The sequence below is a fragment of the Lysobacter tyrosinilyticus genome, from assembly GCF_054779815.1.
Map to the genome: position 1 here is coordinate 665,805 of NZ_BAAGXN010000003.1, position 20,041 is coordinate 685,845.

At 64.5% G+C, this 20,041-nt stretch carries 16 protein-coding genes; 8 read left to right on the top strand and 8 right to left on the bottom strand.

Annotated features, from left to right (window positions below; translation table 11 throughout):
- Positions 1–2: 2 nt before the first annotated feature.
- Complete coding sequence (locus tag ACYVGK_RS09695) at positions 3–299, top strand: hypothetical protein (RefSeq protein WP_460733155.1); 297 nt, start codon at positions 3–5, stop codon at positions 297–299.
- A gap of 45 nt (positions 300–344) precedes the next feature.
- Here ACYVGK_RS09695 and dcd read toward each other — a convergent pair whose 3' ends face one another.
- Positions 345–914 (bottom strand): dCTP deaminase, encoded by a 570-nt coding sequence (dcd, locus tag ACYVGK_RS09700; RefSeq protein ID WP_460733156.1) that lies wholly within the window; start codon positions 912–914, stop codon positions 345–347.
- A 120-nt stretch (positions 915–1,034) separates the two neighbouring features.
- A complete protein-coding gene (gene apbC, locus ACYVGK_RS09705; protein ID WP_460733157.1) occupies positions 1,035–2,099 on the bottom strand; it encodes an iron-sulfur cluster carrier protein ApbC in 1,065 nt (354 codons plus the stop codon).
- Positions 2,100–2,336: 237 nt separating this feature from the next.
- On the opposite strand from apbC, the gene ACYVGK_RS09710 reads away from it, so the two are divergent.
- The 6 genes from ACYVGK_RS09710 to rnfB all read left to right on the top strand — a co-directional run bounded on the left by ACYVGK_RS09710 (position 2,337) and on the right by rnfB (position 11,341).
- Complete coding sequence (locus ACYVGK_RS09710) at positions 2,337–5,333, top strand: TonB-dependent receptor plug domain-containing protein (RefSeq protein WP_460733158.1); 2,997 nt, start codon at positions 2,337–2,339, stop codon at positions 5,331–5,333.
- Positions 5,334–5,434: 101 nt separating this feature from the next.
- The gene (locus ACYVGK_RS09715) at positions 5,435–7,465 is read left to right on the top strand and encodes an alpha/beta hydrolase family protein (RefSeq protein ID WP_460733159.1); all 2,031 of its coding nucleotides are present in this window, start codon (positions 5,435–5,437) and stop codon (positions 7,463–7,465) included.
- A 163-nt stretch (positions 7,466–7,628) separates the two neighbouring features.
- On the top strand, positions 7,629–8,072 hold the full coding sequence (locus ACYVGK_RS09720) for a DUF2147 domain-containing protein (protein WP_460733160.1): 444 nt from the start codon (positions 7,629–7,631) through the stop codon (positions 8,070–8,072).
- Positions 8,073–8,147: 75 nt separating this feature from the next.
- Positions 8,148–8,579, top strand: coding sequence for a DUF2147 domain-containing protein (locus ACYVGK_RS09725; RefSeq protein WP_460733161.1), 432 nt, complete (start codon positions 8,148–8,150; stop codon positions 8,577–8,579).
- A 93-nt stretch (positions 8,580–8,672) separates the two neighbouring features.
- Positions 8,673–10,748, top strand: a complete 2,076-nt coding sequence (gene metG / locus ACYVGK_RS09730) for a methionine--tRNA ligase (RefSeq protein WP_460733162.1) — start codon at positions 8,673–8,675, stop codon at positions 10,746–10,748.
- A gap of 188 nt (positions 10,749–10,936) precedes the next feature.
- Positions 10,937–11,341, top strand: coding sequence for an Rnf electron transport complex subunit RnfB (gene rnfB / locus ACYVGK_RS09735; RefSeq protein ID WP_460733163.1), 405 nt, complete (start codon positions 10,937–10,939; stop codon positions 11,339–11,341).
- Between the two features lie 49 nt (positions 11,342–11,390).
- Here rnfB and ACYVGK_RS09740 read toward each other — a convergent pair whose 3' ends face one another.
- The 6 genes from ACYVGK_RS09740 to ACYVGK_RS09765 all read right to left on the bottom strand — a co-directional run bounded on the left by ACYVGK_RS09740 (position 11,391) and on the right by ACYVGK_RS09765 (position 18,883).
- A complete protein-coding gene (locus ACYVGK_RS09740) occupies positions 11,391–12,365 on the bottom strand; it encodes a TraB/GumN family protein (RefSeq protein WP_460733164.1) in 975 nt (324 codons plus the stop codon).
- Positions 12,362–13,276 (bottom strand): DUF1684 domain-containing protein, encoded by a 915-nt coding sequence (locus ACYVGK_RS09745; RefSeq protein ID WP_460733469.1) that lies wholly within the window; start codon positions 13,274–13,276, stop codon positions 12,362–12,364. Before ACYVGK_RS09745 ends, ACYVGK_RS09740 begins: the two co-directional genes overlap by 4 nt.
- 48 nt (positions 13,277–13,324) lie before the next feature.
- Positions 13,325–15,142, bottom strand: coding sequence for a DNA mismatch repair endonuclease MutL (mutL, locus tag ACYVGK_RS09750; protein WP_460733471.1), 1,818 nt, complete (start codon positions 15,140–15,142; stop codon positions 13,325–13,327).
- Positions 15,143–15,229: 87 nt separating this feature from the next.
- On the bottom strand, positions 15,230–16,834 hold the full coding sequence (locus tag ACYVGK_RS09755; protein WP_460733165.1) for an N-acetylmuramoyl-L-alanine amidase: 1,605 nt from the start codon (positions 16,832–16,834) through the stop codon (positions 15,230–15,232).
- An 88-nt stretch (positions 16,835–16,922) separates the two neighbouring features.
- Positions 16,923–17,402: a tRNA (adenosine(37)-N6)-threonylcarbamoyltransferase complex ATPase subunit type 1 TsaE gene (gene tsaE / locus ACYVGK_RS09760; protein ID WP_460733166.1), complete on the bottom strand. Its 480-nt coding sequence runs from the start codon at positions 17,400–17,402 to the stop codon at positions 16,923–16,925.
- Positions 17,402–18,883 carry an NAD(P)H-hydrate dehydratase gene (locus tag ACYVGK_RS09765; protein WP_460733167.1) on the bottom strand — a complete coding sequence of 494 codons (1,482 nt, stop codon included), beginning with the start codon at positions 18,881–18,883 and terminating at the stop codon, positions 17,402–17,404. The genes tsaE and ACYVGK_RS09765 overlap by 1 nt, the downstream gene beginning before the upstream one ends.
- A gap of 23 nt (positions 18,884–18,906) precedes the next feature.
- Between ACYVGK_RS09765 and queG the strand changes: the two genes are divergently transcribed.
- The gene (gene queG, locus ACYVGK_RS09770; protein WP_460733168.1) at positions 18,907–19,995 is read left to right on the top strand and encodes a tRNA epoxyqueuosine(34) reductase QueG; all 1,089 of its coding nucleotides are present in this window, start codon (positions 18,907–18,909) and stop codon (positions 19,993–19,995) included.
- Positions 19,996–20,041 lie beyond the last annotated feature (46 nt).

Here is a 20,041-nt window from a genome sequence, read left to right on the forward strand (position 1 = left end):
GCATGCGCACTTCCCTGCTTGCTCTTGCCATCGCGCTCGCCGCGCTGGCCTCGCCCGCCCAGGCCTCGCTGTTTGGAAAGAAGCCGGAGATTTCCGCGCAGGAAGCCGCCGCCAGCAATCTGCCCGCGGTAACTGTTTGGGTCGATGCCAGCTGGGGCTTCCGCAACCAGGGCGCGGCCAACAACCTGACCAAGGCGCATTCGGCGTTTGCCGCACAGGGCTACAAGGTCGTCAGCGTCGAGCCGTACATCGAGAATGGCGACCTGCAGGGCTTCTTCGTTACCTACCAGAAGCCCTGATATCAGCGAGACGACTGAGCGTGCTGCTGCACGCTCGGCCGTGAATCAGGTGCGCGGCAGGGTAACGCCGACCTGTCCCTGGTACTTGCCGCCGCGGTCCCTGTACGAGGTCTCGCACACTTCATCGGACTGGAAGAACAGCATCTGCGCCACGCCTTCGTTGGCGTAGATGCGCGCCGGCAGCGGCGTGGTGTTGCTGAATTCCAGGGTCACGTGGCCTTCCCATTCCGGCTCCAGCGGCGTGACGTTGACGATGATGCCGCAGCGCGCGTAGGTGCTCTTACCCAGGCAGACGACCAGGGTGTCGCGCGGGATGCGGAAGTATTCGACGGTGCGCGCCAATGCGAAGGAGTTGGGCGGGATGACGCAGTAGTCGCCTTCGACGTCGACGAAGCTGCCGCTGTCGAAATGCTTCGGGTCGACGATCGTCGAGTTGATGTTGGTGAAGATCTTGAACTCGCGCGAGCAGCGCACGTCGTAGCCGTAACTGGACGTGCCGAAACTGACGATGCGTTCGCCCTTGGCATCGGTCTTGACCTGACCGGGTTCGAATGGCTCGATCATGCCGTGTTGCTCGGCCATGCGACGGATCCAGCGGTCGGACTTGATGCTCATGCGGTGCGCGGTTCGGAACGGAAGGAACGGGGATTCTAGCCGCTGCCTGGCCCGGCGGTCCCCCGAAAAGACGAAAGCCCGAGAAACCCCAGGCTTTCCAGTCGCGTTCCGAGCACGAAATCAACCCAGGAGCGACACAGCCAGTGGCCTGGCCACCTGCGGGCGCATGGCAAGCTCCACTGCAACGCGGCGGGCGGTGCTTTGGAGGTGACGGGCAGCGGCCGATTCCGGTTCCGCGATCACGATCGGCGTGCCCGTGTCACCCTGCTCGCGCACCCGCGCTTCCAGCGGCAGGCTCCCAAGCAGGGCCACCCCGTACTGCGCCGCCATCCGCTGACCACCACCCTCGCCGAAGATGTGTTCGGCGTGACCGCAGTTCGAGCAAACGTGTACGGCCATGTTTTCGACCAGGCCGAGCACGGGCACTTCGACCTTCTCGAACATCTTCAGCGCCTTGCGCGCGTCCAGGGTGGCAACGTCCTGCGGCGTAGTGACCACGACGGCTCCAGCCACCGGAATCTTCTGCGCCATCGTGAGCTGGATGTCGCCGGTGCCTGGCGGCAGATCGAGGATCAGGTAATCAAGGTCGCCCCAGCGCGTCTCTGTGAGCAACTGGGTCAGCGCTGACGTCGCCATCGGACCGCGCCAGATCATCGGCGTGTCCTGATCGACCAGCAGCCCGATCGACATCGCCTCGACGCCGTGAGCGCGCATGGGCTCGATGGTTTTCCCATCCGGACTGTCCGGGCGACCGGTCAGCCCCAGCATCAGAGGCACGCTGGGTCCGTAAATATCCGCGTCCAGCACGCCCACCTTGGCACCGTCGGCGGCCAGGGCCAGGGCCAGGTTGACCGCGACGGTCGACTTGCCCACCCCGCCCTTGCCGGAACCGACGGCGATGATGTTCTTGACGTTGGGGAGCGGGGAGAGCTTTTCCTGCACGGCGTGGGCGGCGATGCGACTGTTGATCGAAAGGCTCGACAAGGTGCTGCCCGCTTCCCGAGCCATGCCTGCCGCGTTGTCGCGCAGCCAGTCATCGAGCCACAACGACGGGAATCCCGTGGTGATTTCCACCGCCCAGGCGCCATTCGCCTCGGCCCCGCGGATACGGGCGCCCGCCTGGGCGAGGGTGAGTTCAGTGCCGGGCAGCGTCAACCCGGAAAGCCGCTGGAGAAGATCGTTCACGGAAATGACCTGACGCGGCGAGTCATGCCGCTCTGCAGCATTTTAGGCGCCTCAAGGGAAAGACCAATGCCCTAACAGGCCCGGTATCAACGGGATTTGCTTAATCAGACGGCCATCTTGTTCAAAAACCATCACTTCCCTGTTAACAGCATGTTAAGTTTGGGACGTTGGTCACTGGCCAGCCGCCTGGGGATCCGGCGAATACCGAAACACATCACGATTTCAAAGGGGATTTAGATGTCAGCCAGCAATACCGGCCGCCTGCAGCGCAATACGCTGTCCGTGGCCCTCATGAGCGCGCTGCTGTTCAGCGCCAATGTCGCGATGGCCCAGGAGGCCGAGGCGACTGCAGATGCTCAGGCCACCAAGGCCGAAGCTGAAAAGAAGGAAGACACGACCGAACTGGGCGCTGTCGTCGTCACCGGCTCGCGCATCGCCCGTGACACCTTCAATTCGGTTTCTCCGGTGCAGGTGATCACCCGCGAGGAAACCACCCTCGCCGGCTTCACCTCGACCGCAGGCATTCTGCAGGGCACGGCCGTAACCGGCGGCACCGCGCAGATCAACAACGCCTTCGGTGGATTCGTTGTCGACGGCGGCCCGGGCGTCAACACGCTCTCGCTGCGCGGCCTGGGCGCGTCCCGCACCCTGATCCTGCTCAACGGCCGCCGCGTTTCGCCGGCCGGTTCGCGCGGCTCGGTCGGTTCGGCCGACCTGAACGTCCTGCCGAACGCCATGATCGACCACATCGAAGTCCTGAAGGACGGCGCTTCGTCGATCTATGGTTCTGACGCGGTCGCCGGCGTGGTGAACATCATCACCCGCAAGAAGGTCGACGGCATCACCGTGGAAGGTCAGTACAACGTGACCGAAGACGGCGGTGGCGACCAGACCCGTTATTCGATCGTGTGGGGCCAGGGTGGCGACCGTTATGACCTGTCGGCTTCGTTCGAAGCCTACGATCGCAACGAGCTGACGCTCGGCGATCGCGACTGGACCCGTTGCAACACCGACTACCGCCGCAATCTCGCCAACGGCGACTTCTGGGGCAGCGGCGACACCATCGACCCGCTGACCGGCAAGCCGAAGTGCTACCCGATCACCGGCACCGGCTCCAACGGTGTGACCATCAACACCATCGGCACCAACACCCTCACCGGCGTTGGCGCCCGTGGCGCGACGGGCACCACGTTCAACCGCTGGCGTCCGAACTCCGCCGTCACCACCGGCCTGGTCGGTTTTGAAGGCGTGGGCGGTGGTCAGACCACCAACACCAACATCCGCGACACGTTCGACCCGCGCATGTTGAACCGCTCGCTGATCTCGCCCGCCAAGATCCGCACCGGTTACCTGCAGGGCAGCTTCGACATCGACGCCCTGGGCGGCGCCGAGATTTACTTCGAACTGCTCGGCAACCAGCGCAAGTCCGAACAGACCGGTTTCCGCCAGCTGACCCTCGACTACTGGAAGGGCAGCCCGCTGATCCCGACGAACCTGCAGGGCAGCACGTTCCAGAACGCTCCTACCGCGATCACCAATGGTCCGGTCGGCGTCCGTGCCTTCATCGGCTACGGCAACGACCACGGCAGCCAGGAACTCAACTACTGGAAGGGTCTGGCCGGCATCAGGGGCGACTTCCTCTTCACCGACTGGAACTATGACTTCACCCTGAGCCACGCGCGCTCGGATTCCGACTACACCTTCCAGTCCTGGCTGACCGATCGCGTCAAGCAGAGCCTCGACGTTGTGGCCGGCCCGAACGGCACGTTCGTCTGCCGCAATCCGGCCAACGGCTGCGTCGCTGCTCCGGCTCTGACCTCGGCCGTCATCGGCGGCGTGCTGCCGGAAGCCTGGAAGAACTGGACGTTCGTTCCGGTCACCGGCAACACGATGTACAAGGAAAGCTCGGCGACCTTCGGCGTGAACGGTCCGCTGTTCTCGATGCCCTACGGCGAAGTGCGCGGCGCGTTCGGCGTCGAATACCGCAAGGGTGAGATCGACGACACCCCGCCGATCGATTCGCAGAACGGCAACCTGTACAACCTGACCTCGGCCGCCATCACCCGCGGTACCGACTCGGTGTGGGAAGCCTACGGCGAACTCGAGTTCCCGCTGCTGTCGGGCCTGCCGTGGGCGGAAGAGCTGACCATGAACGCCTCGGCCCGTGTCACCGACTACAAGTCGTACGGCTCGGACACCACCTACAAGCTGGGTGGCCTGTGGACCCCGTTCAACTGGATCTCGCTGCGCGCTTCGTACGGCACGTCGTATCGCGCGCCGGCGCTGTTCGAACAGTTCCTGGGCGCAACCAGCGGCTTCCTCAGCAACCAGAACGACCCCTGCAACAACTACGGTGCTGACCCGGGTTCGATCCGTGCTGCCAACTGCGCCAGCGAAGGCCTCGCTCCGAACTTCCAGGCGACCAGCTCGGTGCAGGTGCTGACCGCCGGTGGCGCCGAAGCCGGTCTGAAGGCTGAAACCTCGAAGGCCAAGACCATCGGCCTGATCCTGCAGCCCGAACTGTCGGACGCGATCGGCGACATCAACTTCGCGGTCGACTACTTCGACATCCAGGTCGACAACGGCGTGTCGCGCGCTGGTGCGAGCAACATCCTGCAGCTGTGCTACGACGATCCGCAGTTCCGCACCGGTGGCGGCTTCTGCCGTCTGGTCGATCCGCGCACCGCGGGCAGCAATGCCCTGACCGTGCACGACAGCTACGTCAACCTGGCGACCGACCACGTCCGCGGCTTCGACTTCACCCTGCGTTATACGCGCGACATCGGCCCGGGCACGCTGCGCGCCACGACCGAGATCACGAAGTACAACGAGCAGTCGAGCAAGCTGTTCGCGGATGATCCGATCGACGACGTCAACGGCACGATCAACAACCCCGAGTACGCGGGTTCGTTCGACGTCTCCTACGGCATGAAGAACTGGAAGCTCCGTTACGGCACCGAATGGGTCGGCTCGATGCAGAGCTACGACTACTTCGGCCTCAACGGTGAAACCGACGCGCGCAAGCTGTACGTGAAGGATTACTTCACGCACAACCTGTCGGGTCAGTACACCTTCGACACGTGGTCGTTCACCGCTGGCGTTCGCAACTTCACCAACGCGATCCCGCCGAGCATCTCGTCGGGCGTGTACAACCGCGTCGGCAATGCTCCGCTGTACAGCGGCTACGACTATGTCGGTCGTACGTACTTCCTGAACGTCGCCAAGTCGTTCTGATGTAGATGAAGCTGTAAACCGGCCCGCCGCCTGTCACAGGCGGCGGGTTTTTTTATGTGGGATCTGGGCCGTCCCATTCAAAACAGATGGAGCTTCAATCGATGTTGATCCGTTCCTTGTTGATCGCGCTCGCCGCGCTCGTGGCCGCGCCCTCTCATGCCAAGCCAGCGCCGCCAACAATCGCGCAGCTGGCCGCATATCCGAAGATGACGAGCTTCTCGCTTTCCCCCGACGGGAAGCACATGGCGGCGCTCGAAGCGCGCGGCGAAGAGCGCGTCATCCTGGTATGGAAGACCGATGCGCTGGGCGAAGCGCCCACGATCATCGGCACGACCAAAATGAAGTTCCAGGCAGTGTCGTTCATCAAGAATGACCTGTTGGCTGTGTCCCTGTGGCAGCCCTATGACCTTCGCGGAGACCAGGTCACAAAGACTTTCATCAGTAAGCTCTTCATCACCGACCTTGCAGGCAAGGAATGGCACGAGCCCATGCCGATGCCGCGTGCGATGAGCCGGGATGAGCAGTTCGCCCAGGCACGTACCAGCCCTTCGGTACTGAGCGCGCTTCCGAACGACCCGGACCACATTCTGGTCGTGAACAATGTCGGCGCCAATGCAGGCGACGTCTACAAGGTCGACATCAGGACCTTCAAGGCCGACCGCATCCAGCGCAGCGAAGAGAACGTCGCCGGCTACGTCGTGGATCTGGACGGTAAGCTGCGCGCCCGCAGCCGTGCGGACATCGACAGTGAAGGCGCCTACGTCGCCGCCGAGTTCCGCAATGAATCGGGCGCCTGGGAAGAACACTTCCGCTCGCACGTCAAACAACGTGATGGCGTGCAGGTAATCGGCTTCTCGGAAGATCCGAATATCGCATTCGTCGTTTCCAACGAGGGCAAGGACAAGGCGGCGATCTACGAGTACGACGTGACCGCACGCAAGAAGAAGGAGGTGTTGTTCGAGCACCGCTTCTTCGATGCAAGCAACGTCCTGATCAATCGCTACAAAGCCTCGCCCGGCGCACGTCCGGGGCAAGTACTCGGCCTCGTCTACGCGGGACCGCGCGAACAGGATGTGCAGTGGACGGCGCCACAGTTCCAGGCGCTGGACAAGGCCCTGCGCGGCGCACTGGGTGTCAGCTCCATGCCGACGAAGTTCATCGATCCGGCAACCGGCGCAAGCGCAACCACGGCGTACGATTCCGAGCTGGGCTACACCATCGTGGACTACACGCCGGACATGAAATCGTTCGTGGTTTCGGTCGACGGCGCTTCGCACCCGCCGGAGTATTTCCTGCTCAAGGATGGCAAGCTGTCGCTGCTTGCAAAAACCTATCCCGAGATCGACCAGCAATCGTTGGGGACCACCAAGCTGGTTTACTACAAGGCGCGCGATGGCCTGGATATCCCCGCCTTCCTGACCACTCCGAATACCGAACTGTGCGGTGCAGGGCCCTGGGCGACCGTGGTACATCCGCATGGCGGCCCCTGGGCACGCGACTCCATGGAGTTCGATGCTTCCATGTGGACCCCTTTGATGGCTTCTCGCTGCTTCGCCGTGCTACGTCCGCAGTACCGCGGCTCCCAGGGCTGGGGACGCAAGCTCTGGATGGCTGGCGACGCGGAATGGGGTCAGAAGATGCAGGACGACAAGGACGATGGCGTGAAGTGGCTGATCGAGCAGAAGATCGCGCAACCTGGCCGCGTCGCGATGTTCGGCTTCTCGTACGGTGGCTATGCGGCCTTCGCCGCGTCGGTGCGGCCGAATGGACTCTACAAGTGCGCGATCGCGGGTGCGGGCGTGTCCGACATCCACCGGATCTGGTCGAGGTTCTACACCAACCCGTTCTTCCGCCAGGCGCAGGCCCCCACCGTGGACGGTCTGAATCCGCTGGATCAGGCGGACAAGATCCAGATCCCGATCATGATCTACCACGGCGATCGCGATCAGACCGTTCCGATCGAGCAGTCTGAATGGTTCGCTTCGAAAGCGAAGGCTTCGACACAGCACGTCGAGTACCACCGGATCGAGGATTACGCGCACGGCCCTGCGTGGAGTCGCAAGATCATGGGTGACCAACTGCAGCTTATCGAAGACTATCTGCTCAAGGGTTGTGGCGGCAGCGGCCTGTAAGCCGTCTGCCCGTGGATGTCGAAGCCCGGCGCAAGCCGGGCTTCTTTTTGCCTGCTGAACGACGTTGCGGCCGGGCATCCGTACGCTTCCGGATGCGGTATAAAGGCCGCGTGCCGCGCTGCTGGTGCGGAAGAATCAACCTAGTCCGGAGGGGGACTGATCGATGCGCAATACATCCAAGTTGTTGTTCTCGCTGCTTGCCCTGCCGCTGCTGGCGGCTGCCACGATGGCGGGCGCACAGTCGGCGTCTTCACCCGTCGGCCGCTGGAAGACCTATGACGAGGACACCGGCAAGCCGCGTCTGATCGTCGACGTCTACGAAGCCAAGGGCGGCACCATCGCAGCGAAGGTCGTCGATACCCTGTTCACGCCCAACGCCCTGTGCACCGCCTGCTCGGGCGCCGCCAAGAACAAGCCGATCAAGGACATGGTCATCTTCTGGGGCCTGAAGCCCGATGGTGATGAATTCTCCGGTGGCACCGTGCTGAAGCTTTCCAACGGCAAGACCTACAAGTCCAAGGCCAAGCTCGTGGAAGGCGGCAGGAAGCTCGAGGTGTATGGCTGCGTCAGCTTCATCTGCAAGCACCAGACCTGGACCCGCGAATAATCCTTCGGGGTGGTAGAAAACGGCCCGCATCGCGGGCCGTTTCTTCATCGCAATCCGTCTATCGAGAAGGTCGCCATGCTTCGCCGTCTCCTGTTGATTTGTGCCCTGCTCTTGCCAGCGGTCGCCTTCGCACAGTCGGTGCCCACGGGGCGCTGGCAAACCATCGATGACGATACGGGCAAGGCGAAGTCGGTCGTCGAGATCTATCGCACCGTGGATGGCCACTACGCCGGCAAGGTGGTGGAGATTCTGGACACTCGCCACGGCGCTGATCCGCTGTGCGACAAATGCCGTGGCAGCAATCGCAACAAACCCATCAAGGGCATGGTCATCCTGTGGGGCCTCAAACCCGCTGGTCCCGACAAATGGGCAGGCGGCACCGTCCTGGATCCGGAAAACGGCAGGACCTACAAATCGAAGATCGAGCTGCTGGAGAACTCCCGGAAGCTGGGAATGTCGGGCTGTATCGCCTTCATCTGCCGGCAGCAGGTCTGGATCCGGCAATAACCGAGGTCTCGAGCCGCCAAAACAAGCCCCGGCATGTCCGGGGCTTTTTGCTGCACGTGCGATAATCGCGCCCCCTTTGTCCACGTCGTAACCATGTCCCGCGACCTGCTCGTCACCTTTGCCCTGCCCTACGCCAACGGTGCGCTGCACCTGGGTCACCTGGTCGGCTATATCCAAGCCGACATCTGGGTGCGCGCGCGGCGCATGTCGGGCGACACGGTCCGCTTCGTCAGCGCCGACGATACCCATGGCACGCCGATCATGCTGGCGGCCGAAAAAGCCGGGGTAACGCCGGAAAACTTCATCGCCGGCATGAAGGATTCGCACGAGCGCGACCTGCAGGCCTTCGACGTGCGCGTCGACCATTACGACTCGACCAACTCCGAACACAACCGGCGCCTGACCGAAAGCTTCTACCTGAAGCTCGAAGCCAACGGTCACATCAAGCGCCGCGCGGTCGCGCAGCTGTACGACCCGATCAAGGGCATGTTCCTGCCGGACCGTTACGTGAAGGGCATCTGCCCCAACTGCGGCACGCCGGACCAGTACGGCGACAACTGTGAGAACTGCGGCGCGACCTACTCGCCCAGCGAGCTGAAGGAGCCGCGCTCGGTGCTCAGCGGTGCGACGCCGGAGATCCGCGAGTCCGAACACTTCTTCTTCGAAGTCGGCGACTTCAGCAACTTCCTGCGCGAGTGGCTGGCGGGCGACGTCGCCATGCCGGGCGTGAAGGCCAAGCTGCTGGAATGGCTGGACGCGGAAGGCGGCCTGCGCGCGTGGGACATCTCACGCGACGCGCCCTACTTCGGTTTCGAAATTCCGGGACATCCGGGCAAGTACCTGTACGTGTGGCTGGACGCGCCGATCGGCTATCTCGCCAGCTTCAAGGCCCTGAGCGAGCGCGAAGGCATCGACTTCGATCGTTATCTGACGCCGGGCACGTCGACCGAGATGCACCACTTCATCGGCAAGGACATCGTCAACTTCCATGGCCTGTTCTGGCCGGCGGTGCTGCACGGCGCGGGTTTCCGCGCGCCGACCAAGCTGCACGTCAACGGCTACCTGATGGTCAACGGCGAGAAGATGTCGAAGTCGCGCGGCACGTTCATCATGGCCCGCACGTATCTCGACAACGGCCTGGATCCGGAAGCGTTGCGCTACTACTTCGCGACCAAGACCTCCGGCGGCGTGGACGACGTCGACCTCAACTTCACCGACTTCACCGCTCGCGTGAACTCGGACCTGGTCGGCAAGTTCGTGAACCTCGCCAGCCGCTGCGCCGGCTTCATCGACAAACGCTTCGACGGCATGCTCGCCGCGCAGCTGCCCGATGCGGCGATGTACGAGCGCTTCGCCGAACAACTGGCCCCAATCGCCGAAGCCTACAACCGCAATGAAGCCGCCACCGCGCTGCGGCTGGCGATGGCACTGGCCGACGACGCCAACAAGTACATCGACGAGCACAAGCCGTGGGTGCTGGCCAAGCAGGAAGGCGCCGAAGCCGAACTGCACGCCGTGTGCACGCAGGGCCTCAATCTCTTCCGCGCGCTCGCCACTGCACTCAAACCGGTGCTGCCGCGCGTTGCGGAGCAGGCGGAAGCGTTCCTCAATGCGCCGGTGGCGAACTGGAACGCCCTGCAGGCGCCGCTGCTTTCGCACCGCATTGCCGGCTATACGCCCCTGTTCACCCGCATTGATCCGAAACAGATCGAAACCATGATTGAAGCTTCCAAGGAAAACCTGCAGTCCACCGCATCGGCCGCGCCCGCCGCCACGGCCACGCCTGCGCCGGCTGCCAAGCCGGCGGCGAGTGAGCCGGCAACCGTTGCCACGATTGCCACTGTGGGCATCGACGACTTCGCCAAGCTCGACCTGCGCGTAGGCAAGGTGCTGGCTTGCGAATTCGTCGACGGCTCGGACAAGCTGCTGCGCTTCGAGCTGGATGCAGGCGAGCTGGGCAAGCGCCAGATCTTCTCCGGCATCCGCGGTTCCTACGGCGAGCCGCAAAAACTGGTGGGCCGCAGCGTCGTGTTCATCGCCAACCTCGCGCCGCGCAAGATGCGCTTCGGCATCAGCGAAGGCATGATCCTGTCGGCCGGGTTCGATGGTGGCTCGCTGCACCTGCTCGACGCGGACAGCGGCGTGCAGCCGGGCATGCCGGTTCGCTGATGCCCAAAGCCCCTCTCCCACCGGGAGAGGGGTTGGGGTGAGGGTTCGGCGAAGTCCTACTCCTTGGACGCCCTACAAAACAATCGGCTTGGGTTTTTCAGCGACGAGCCTGGATCCTCACTCCGCCGTACCCTCATCCGGCGCTACGCGCCACCTTCTCCCAACGGGAGAAGGGATAATGCAAAGCCATGTCTGACTTGATCGAACGCCTCGACCGCATCCTGCCGCAGACCCAATGCGGCCAGTGCGGCTATGCGGGTTGCCGCCCTTATGCGGAAGCCATGGCGTGCGGCGAAGCCGGTGTCGACCATTGCCCGCCCGGCGGCGATGCCGGCGCGCGTGCATTGGCGAAGGTGTTGGGCGTTGCACCGAAGCCATTCGACCGTTCGCGCGGCGAACACAAGCCGCTGCAGGTCGCGTTGATTGTCGAAGCCGATTGCATCGGCTGCACGAAGTGCATCCAGGCCTGTCCGGTCGATGCAATCATCGGCGGATCCAAGCATATGCACACGGTGATCGAACCCTTGTGCACCGGTTGCGAACTGTGCGTGCCGGCTTGCCCGGTCGACTGCATCGAGCTGGTTGCAGCCTGACCATCGATACAAGAAGGGCGCACCGGAGTGCGCCCTTTTTTGTTTCCGGTTATTTCTGCTTTCCGCAGGCCGAGCAGATCCGCTCCACCTGATAGCCCTTGGCGCGCAGTTTCTCGACCACGCCGTCCTCGCCCAACAGGTGCATCGCACCGACGACGACGAGCACGTTGCCCTGCTTCGAACCGTCCAGCATCTGCTGCAGCTGGGGCACCCAGGCGTCGTTGCGCTGGATGTTGACGATGCGATAGGTCACCGGCGTTTCCTTGCGGACCTGGTCGATCACCAATGCATTCAGACGCTCGACGTCGCCGTTGCGCCAGGCCGCATGGGTTTCCTGCAGCAGCTTCGGCACTTCACCGGGCTTGCTGAAGAAGTCGCGCAAGCCGGCGATCTGTTCCTCCATCGGCGAACCGTCCAGGACCTCCAACTGCTGATTAGCCGTCTCCAGACCGGACACCGGCTTCTTCGCCGCTTCCGCCTGGCGAGCGAGGTGCAGGTCCAGCCCCTGATCCGGCTGGTAGCCGAGCTGCTGCGAGATACCGATGAGCAGACCGAGATTGATGAACCACGGCTCCATGGCGTCCATCTGCGCCAGATGTTCGGCGCCCAGCACCTGGCTCATGCGATCGCGAACATCTGTCGGGAGCACCTGGCTCAGCGTGCGCCCGTCGGAGAAGCCGGCCATCTGCTGCATCTTCAATCCCAGCGCGGGATCGGTGAGCTCGGCCGGCGGTACTTCGAACACGACCTTCTGCGCATCGTTGAACACCTGATCGATGTCGCTCGACAACGGATAGTCGTCGGACTTGAGCAGATGGAACGAACCGAGCAGGTACAGGGAATTGTCCTTGTCGGACACCTTCCACAGCAGCGGCTTCGGCGGCGCCTTCGCCGGTACAGCGACAGGAGCAGCAGCGGCGCGCGGCGCATCCGGTGCCCAGGCGTAAACCGCCGGCGCCACCAGAGCGCAGGCAAGCAGTGAGAGTGCGGTCGCCTTACCGCGACGGAGCAGCTTGGAACTCATGATTGCTTTGGTTCCTTGAAGTGATAGGCCTTTTCGCCCGCGACGACTTCCAGATCGATGCGGTTTTCCGGCGGCGGCAGCGGACAGGTCGCGAAGGCCGTGAAGGCGCATGGCGGGTTGTAACTCTTGTTGAAGTCGATCACGACATTGCCGGCCGCGTCGGGCTTCGCAACGTCGAGGAAGCGACCCGCCGGATAACTGCCGTGACCGCTCGTGCGGTCGGCGAAGATCAACGCCAAGCCGCCGTCGCCTTCGTCCAGTGCCTCGATCCGGATCGTCTTGCCGGCGCGCTGGAATTCCACCGCGCCGGGATTCGGGACGTTTTCGGTGGTACCGATGATGTTAGCGATCGGGATCGCCTTGCCGGCCGCATTCGGCACGAACTTGGCCTTGATGATCCAGTCGTTGCCGCCGGGCCAGTATTCGATGCCCTTGAAGCCGGTGCGCGTCGGCGCGTCGGCATGCTTGACGCGCAATGCATAGCGGTCGGCACGCTTGATCACGGTGATCAAACCTTTGCCTTCGTCGAAGCCGATCACGCTCGGGCCTTGGGGGTCGGCATCGCTGAGCAGCGTGACGGCGCTCTTGAGCGGCTCGCCGTTGAGCGTCAGCACGGCGCCCTTCTCGGGAACGAAGCGAACGTGGTCATCCTTGCGCGAAAGCATGCCGACATGGGCCGGACCCACGGCGAGGCGGATCCCGTTATCGGCATCGCTGCCGAAGTAGTGCTCGCCCGGTTCGATCCAGTGCAAGCCGACGAGGCTGGTCCAGCCGTCCGGCTGGGTCAGCTTCGCACGGCGCTCGTCGCGCCATACCTGCTGGGTACTCGCGAAGGCCTGCACCTTGGCTTCGGCGGCCTTGCGTTCAGCCTCTTCGTTCTTGCAGGCGGTAGCGGTGAGCCCCAACACCATCACCATGGACAGTGCTGCGACAGCTCGCTTGCTCATCAGTGGCATCGTTCAACGTCCTCGCAAGAACCAGCGGTCGATATCCGCCAGGGAAAAACGCGCCCAGGTCGGGCGGCCATGATTGCACTGCCCGGAGCGCTCGGTCACTTCCATTTCCCGCAACAGCGCATTCATCTCGGGCAAAGTGAGACGTCGGTTCGCCCGCACCGCACCATGGCAGGCCATGGTGGCCAGCAATTCGTCGCGGGCGGCGGTGACGCGCCCCGCTCCCAAAGAGGATGTATCGCCGTGTTCGCGCAGGTCGGCCAGCACGTCCCGCAGCAACGCCTCGACATCGCCGTGGGCCAGCAACGCCGGCACCGAACGCAGCACCAGTGACTGCGGGCCGCTGCGAGTGAGTTCGAAACCAAGCGCAGCCAGGGTGTCCGCTTCACGCTCGGCGACATCGGCTTCGCGTTCGGACACCGCCACGGTCATCGGCACCAGCAATGGTTGTGTGCGCAAGCCTTCGCCATCGTGTGCGCACTTGAGCTTCTCGTAGCCGATACGCTCATGCGCCGCGTGCATGTCGACCACGATCAGGCCATCCGCGTTCTCGGCAAGGATGTAGATGCCATGCAGTTGCGCGATGGCGTAACCCAGCGGTGGCAGCGTCGCATCGTCGCTGGTCGGCAATGGTGCCGCAGCAGTGACGGAAGATGGCATCGACTGCGGGGCGCTGCCGCCATACAACGCGGCATAACCGGCGCGAACCTCTGCGACCTGTTGGAGCCCCAATGGCGACTGCGGCGCGGCGGCGTTCCAGCGATAAGCGCTGGGCGCGCCTGCCAACTCCGGCTGCGCGGTCGGCATACCCATTGAAACCGCACCGCCCGCACGCGTTTCCGCCAGCGCATCGTTGAGCGTGCGATAGACGAAGTCGTGGATCAGCCGCGCATCGCGGAATCGCACCTCGTGCTTGGCCGGATGCACGTTGACGTCGACGCGACGCGGATCGAGCTCGAGGAACAGCACATACGCCGGCTGGCGGCCATGGAACAACACATCCGCGTACGCCTGCTTCACCGCATGCGCCACGCTGCGATCGCGCACCGCGCGACCGTTGACGTACAGGTACTGCTGGTCGGCACTGGCGCGGTTGTACACCGGTTGTGCGATCCAGCCGTGCAGGCGCAGACCAGCCGCACTGTGGTCGATGCGCAGCACGTGGTTGGCGAATTCTTCGCCCAGTGCCTCGTGTAGGCGCACTTCCGAAAGGAGGTCGCCCTCGCCTTTCCAGCGACGCGACGGCTTGCCGTTGTGCGAGACACGCAACTCCACGTCGGGTCGCGCCAGCGCCAGTTGTCGCAACCACTCCTCGATGTGGCCCAGCTCGGTGCGCTCGGCCTTGAGGAACTTGCGGCGTGCGGGCACGTTGAAAAACAGATCGCGAACTTCGACCGTGGTGCCCTGTGGGTGCGGCTTCGGCGTTACCTCGCCGAGACGGCCACCGTCGATCTCCAGCGCGGCACCGTGCGAGGACGCGTTGTGGCGCGAGATCAATGCGAAGCGACTTACCGATGCGATCGACGGCAGTGCCTCACCGCGAAAGCCCAGTGTCGCGACGCCTTCCAGGTCATCGAGCGAAGCAATCTTGCTCGTGGCATGGCGCGATACCGCCAGCGGCAGGTCGTCGGCGGGAATGCCGCCGCCATCGTCGCGGATGCGGATCAGGCGGACGCCGCCTTCTTCCAGGTCGATGTCGATGCGCCGTGCGCCAGCGTCCAAGGCGTTTTCGACCAGCTCCTTGACGACGGAGGCCGGTCGTTCGACGACTTCGCCAGCGGCGATCTGATTGATGAGGGTGTCGGGTAGCTGTCGTATCGGCACGGCAAGAACGGCAGGCGCGCCGTCGAAAGTACTGGCCAAGGATGATATGCGGCGCGAGCGCCTTTGGCGCGCCCGCTGGCTGCCGGATTACTTGCTGCCGCCGCCTGCGCCGCCGGCGATCGGCATTTCCGCAGCCGATGATTGGGCGGCGTACAGCGTTCCCGGCGGCGGTTGGCGCAGGAAATAGGTGTTCACGCCGTCCAACACCGCCCGCGCCAACTGCCGCTGGTAGGCGGGATCGGAGAGGCGGCGTTCTTCTTCCGGATTCGAGATGAAGGCGGTTTCGACCAGCATCGCCGGCATGTCCGACGTACGCAGCACGGCGAAGTTGGCCCGCTCGATGTGCGGCTTGTGGTTGCGGCCGATGCGACTCAGCCCGTCGAGCACGTGCGTGGCAGCGTCCTCGGACGCCTTCATCTGCCCGCTCTGGGTGAGGTCGATCAGGACCGAGGCGAGCGTTCCGCTGGTCTTTTCCAGACGCACGCCGCCGACGAGGTCCGAGGCGTTTTCCTTGTCTGCCAGCCAGCGCGCACGCTGCGACGACGCGCCTCGCAGCGAGAGCACGTAGACCGAAGATCCGCTCGCGCCGCGGTTTTCCGCGGCATCGGCGTGGATCGACACGAACATGTCCGCGCCGGCCCGACGCGCCAGTTGCGCGCGGTTGTTGAGCGGAATGAATACGTCGGTGTCGCGGGTGAGGTACGCCTTGAGGCCCGGGGTCGCATTGATCTGGCGCGCCAGCTCCCGGGCGATGGCGAGGGTGACGTCTTTTTCGCGCTTGCCAGTGGGGCCATGGGCGCCAGGGTCCTGGCCACCGTGGCCGGCGTCGATCGCGATCATCAGCGGACGCATGCCACGGCTGCGCGCGAGGTCGCGCATGGTCTTGACGGTATCGGCTTGCGGCAACGGATCGGGAGTCGTGGCTTCGGTGCCAGCCGTTGCGGCATTCGTCGGCGTCGGCACGGCTGCCGCGCCTCGAACGGCGTTGTTCGTGGCCGGATTAGGGGCCGGGCCGGTCGTTGTCGCTATCGCATTCCCGGCGGCTGTCGTGGCGTTGGCGGCCGGCGGCTTCGCCCCGGTTGCGCCCGGCTTCGTGTTGTCGAACGTCTTGACGTCGCCGCGCGACGCCAGCTCCGAGATCAGGCGTGAGGTGGCGGCATTGGCGGCGGCGACGTCGCCGGCCGTGGGCTGTGCTGAAGGCGCGCCAGTCGGACGCGATGCGGTTTCGGCCGGCATCACCGACTGCACCGGCGTGGTTTGCGGGGCAACCGCCATCGATCCGGCATCGCCATCGCCTGGCCACTCCAGTACCAGGCGTGCGCCGTCGGCGCTTTGTTCGATACGCGGCTTGAGTACGGCAATCGGCTGATTGAGGTCGAAAACGACCCGTGCCTTCCCCGGCTCGGGCTGACCGGTACGCACCGATTTGACTACGCCCGTTCCGGTCGGCATGACGACGCCCTGACGGATGCGGGATCCCGGCATGTCCACGACCAGGCGCTCGGGAGTCGAGAGACGAATGAGCTTGTATTCCGCGGACTTGTCCAGCGCGATCTCCGCGCGGGTCCCCGTAGCGCCGGTGCTCAATCGCAAGCCATTGATTTCACTGGCGTGCGCGAGGTTCCAGGCCAGCGCCGACAGCAGCGCCATGCCCAGCAGCATCTTTTGAACGGTAGCCCCCGATACACGCATGGGCGCTAGTCAAGCACCGGCCGGCGCCGACTGTCAAGCATTTTTCCCTTATGAATCCGGCACCTGGCGAACCTTCCTTCGCAATTGTTCAGGAGTCGGCCGCAAGTTCCACGGCATTTGCACTCGCCAACCGCGCCAACCAGGACCGGCCGACTTCCGTGAGCGCCGTCACGCTTGCCTGTCGTCCATGACCAGCCACTTCGAGATCGATCCGGACATCCGCGGCGGGAAGTTGACTGCCGCCGCGCTCGGGCCACTCGACCAGCCAGAGCACGGCTTCGTCGCTGTCCAGGCCTAGGTATTCCAGTTCCGCACCGTCGCCGATCCGGTAAAGATCCAGATGCCAGGCTTCACCGCCGGAGGCCAGCGGGTAGCGCTCGACCAGCGTGTAGGTTGGGCTGCGGATTGCACCGGTCACACCCAGCGCGCGCAGCAACGCACGTGCGAGCGTCGACTTGCCTGCACCAAGATCGCCGTGCAGGTACAGCACACCGCGCGCCGGGCGCGTCCGCGCGAATGCAGCTCCCAGCGCATCAGTAGCGTCGGCATTCTCAAGCAGCATCGGCATCACTTCGTCATTCCCGGATTCGCGAGTCGGCGCAGCCACGGCATCAGGTCGGAAGGCAGCAGGCCGCGCTGGCCATTATCCGCAGCAGCGTCGCCCGCGGCAGCATGCAGCAACGCGCCCGCGCAGGCCGAATCGAAGGCGGACAAGCCCTGCGCCCGCAGTGCCGCGATCGTGCCGGTCAGTACATCGCCCATTCCGCCTACCGCCATGCCTGGATTGCCCGCTCCGATCACACGCGGCACGTGATCTGGCGACGCGACGATGCTGCCGGCGCCTTTGAGGACCACGGCGCACCGATAGCGCGTACTCAATTCGCGCGCCGCCGCGAAGCGATCGCGCTGGATATCCGCGGTGGTGCAATCGAGTAGGCGCGCCGCTTCGCCTGGATGCGGTGTGATGACCGCGTCCCGCGGCAGCGCTGCCCTCACGCCCGAGACCAGATTGAGCGCATCCGCATCGATTACCAGAGGCTTCCCGCTCGCCAGCGCTGCCTCGTGCAGCGCGGCGCCCCATTCGCCCTGCCCCATGCCGGGGCCAACGGCAATCACATCGGCTCTCGTGAGCAGAGGATCGAAGCCGGCGTTGCTTTCCTGCGCGTGCGCGAGGGCTTCGGGCGTGCGCGCGAGCAATGCGGATACGTGCGCCGCACGCGTCGCCACGTCGACCAGGCCGGCGCCACAACGCAATGCGGCTTCGGTGCACAACAGGATCGCCCCGCCGCCGCCGAAGTCGCCACCTACGCACAGCACTCGACCGTTGCTGCCCTTATGCGAATCGCGCCGGCGCGGAAGCAGCCAAATCGACAAAGCCGGCGGACTCAGCAGTTCCGCAGTGACGGCGTCGCCGAGCAATGCGGGAGGCAACTCGAGGCTGGCCAGAGCCAACATTCCGACGTGATCCTGCGCCGCCCCCGTGCGAAGTCCCTGCTTGCGCGCGATGAATTCCAGCGTGCGCGTGGCGATCACCGCGACGCCGGGAACGCTGCCGCTATCGCCGTCCACGCCACTGGGAACATCCAATGCGAACACCGGTGCGGTCTGGGCATTGATGACTGCGATCAGCGCGCCAGCATTGGCATCCGGCGCCCGCGAGAGGCCGATACCGAACAGCGCGTCGACCACGATATCCGCTTCGGGAAGCTGGCCCGAGTAGGCCTGCACGCTTCCGTGCGCAGCTTCGAAATCGCGGCAGGCGCGTGCGGCGAGATCGCTGCGCGGCAGGTGATCCGGCAAGCGCACCACTTCGACCCGCCGGCCGGCCAGTTGTGCATGCAATGCCAGCACATAGCCGTCGCCGCCATTGTTACCGGGACCGCAGACCACCAGAATGCGCTGCGCCTGCGGCCAGTGCTCCAGCAACTCCCGCCAGGCCACCTGCCCGGCACGCCGCATTAGTTCGTAGGCATCGCCCAGAGCCGCCGCCGCGCGCGTCTCGATGCCGCGCAGGGCTGCCGCATCCAACAGGGGCGAAATGCCGTTCATCGCACGATTTTATACTTGCACCCATGAGCTCCACCGCCCCCCACGCCGAACATGCCAGCGCACCGGACTACGCCGCGCTGGCTCTGCGCGTGCGTGAGCTGGCACGCGAGTTCGGATTCCAGCGCTGCGGCATCGCCGGCATCGAGCTTGGCGACGACGAGGCCTATCTGCGCGACTGGCTCGCGCAGGGCCTGTACGGCTCCATGGAATGGATGGCCCGGCACGGCGACAAGCGCTCGCGCCCGGACGATCTGGTCCCGGGCACGCTGCGCGTGATCTCGGTCGGTCTCGACTATGGGCGCCGCGACGACCAGGAAGCCTGGGAAACATTGGGCGACGGCGAACGCGCCTACGTCGCGCGCTACGCCTTGGGCCGCGACTATCACAAGCTGATGCGCCAACGCCTGCAGAAGCTCGCCGATCGCATCGCGGAAGAGGTGGGCCCGTTCGGCCATCGCGTGTTCGTCGATTCGGCGCCTGTGCTGGAACGCGCGTTGGCGCGCAACGCGGGCCTGGGCTGGATCGGCAAGCACACGTGCCTGATCGACAAGGATGGCGGCTCGTGGTTCTTCCTCGGTGAAATCTACGTCGATCTGCCGCTACCGGTGGACGTCCCCGCTACCGCGCACTGCGGGACCTGCGTGCGCTGCATCGACATCTGCCCTACCCGCGCAATCGTCGCCCCACATCGACTGGATGCGCGGCGCTGCATCGCCTACCTCACCATCGAGCACGAAGGTTCGATCGACGAGGAACTGCGCCCACTGATCGGCAACCGCATCTTCGGCTGCGATGATTGCCAGCTGGTGTGCCCGTGGAACAAGTTCGCCAAGCGAACCGACGAACCCGACTTCCGCGCGCGCAACAACCTCGACGAGGCCTCGCTCGCCGAGCTATTCGCGTGGGACGAGGAAGAATTCCTCCAGCGCACCGAAGGCACCGCGATCCGACGCAGCGGCTTCGAACGTTGGCTGCGCAACATCGCCATCGCGCTGGGCAATGCGCCGTCGACTCCGGAAGTCATCGCGGCATTGAACTCACGCCGCGACATCGACAGTCCTGTCGTGCGCGAACACGTGGAATGGGCGCTGGCACGGCACCACGCTTTGTAGAGCGGAGCTGGCTCCGCTGTCTTGCGCTTGCCTGGAAGAACGCACC

What these genes read in the sequence shown, in the direction of transcription:
- ACYVGK_RS09765 (WP_460733167.1), bottom strand. Translation starts at nt 18,883, where the DNA reads ATGAACGGCATTTCGCCCCTGTTGGATGCGGCAGCCCTGCGCGGCATC.
- rnfB (WP_460733163.1), top strand. Translation starts at nt 10,937, where the DNA reads ATGTCTGACTTGATCGAACGCCTCGACCGCATCCTGCCGCAGACCCAA.
- queG (WP_460733168.1), top strand. Translation starts at nt 18,907, where the DNA reads ATGAGCTCCACCGCCCCCCACGCCGAACATGCCAGCGCACCGGACTAC.
- ACYVGK_RS09715 (WP_460733159.1), top strand. Translation starts at nt 5,435, where the DNA reads ATGTTGATCCGTTCCTTGTTGATCGCGCTCGCCGCGCTCGTGGCCGCG.
- ACYVGK_RS09755 (WP_460733165.1), bottom strand. Translation starts at nt 16,834, where the DNA reads ATGCGTGTATCGGGGGCTACCGTTCAAAAGATGCTGCTGGGCATGGCG.
- ACYVGK_RS09740 (WP_460733164.1), bottom strand. Translation starts at nt 12,365, where the DNA reads ATGAGTTCCAAGCTGCTCCGTCGCGGTAAGGCGACCGCACTCTCACTG.
- ACYVGK_RS09745 (WP_460733469.1), bottom strand. Translation starts at nt 13,276, where the DNA reads ATGGTGTTGGGGCTCACCGCTACCGCCTGCAAGAACGAAGAGGCTGAA.
- tsaE (WP_460733166.1), bottom strand. Translation starts at nt 17,402, where the DNA reads ATGCCGATGCTGCTTGAGAATGCCGACGCTACTGATGCGCTGGGAGCT.
- metG (WP_460733162.1), top strand. Translation starts at nt 8,673, where the DNA reads ATGTCCCGCGACCTGCTCGTCACCTTTGCCCTGCCCTACGCCAACGGT.
- ACYVGK_RS09720 (WP_460733160.1), top strand. Translation starts at nt 7,629, where the DNA reads ATGCGCAATACATCCAAGTTGTTGTTCTCGCTGCTTGCCCTGCCGCTG.
- ACYVGK_RS09725 (WP_460733161.1), top strand. Translation starts at nt 8,148, where the DNA reads ATGCTTCGCCGTCTCCTGTTGATTTGTGCCCTGCTCTTGCCAGCGGTC.
- ACYVGK_RS09710 (WP_460733158.1), top strand. Translation starts at nt 2,337, where the DNA reads ATGTCAGCCAGCAATACCGGCCGCCTGCAGCGCAATACGCTGTCCGTG.
- ACYVGK_RS09695 (WP_460733155.1), top strand. Translation starts at nt 3, where the DNA reads ATGCGCACTTCCCTGCTTGCTCTTGCCATCGCGCTCGCCGCGCTGGCC.
- dcd (WP_460733156.1), bottom strand. Translation starts at nt 914, where the DNA reads ATGAGCATCAAGTCCGACCGCTGGATCCGTCGCATGGCCGAGCAACAC.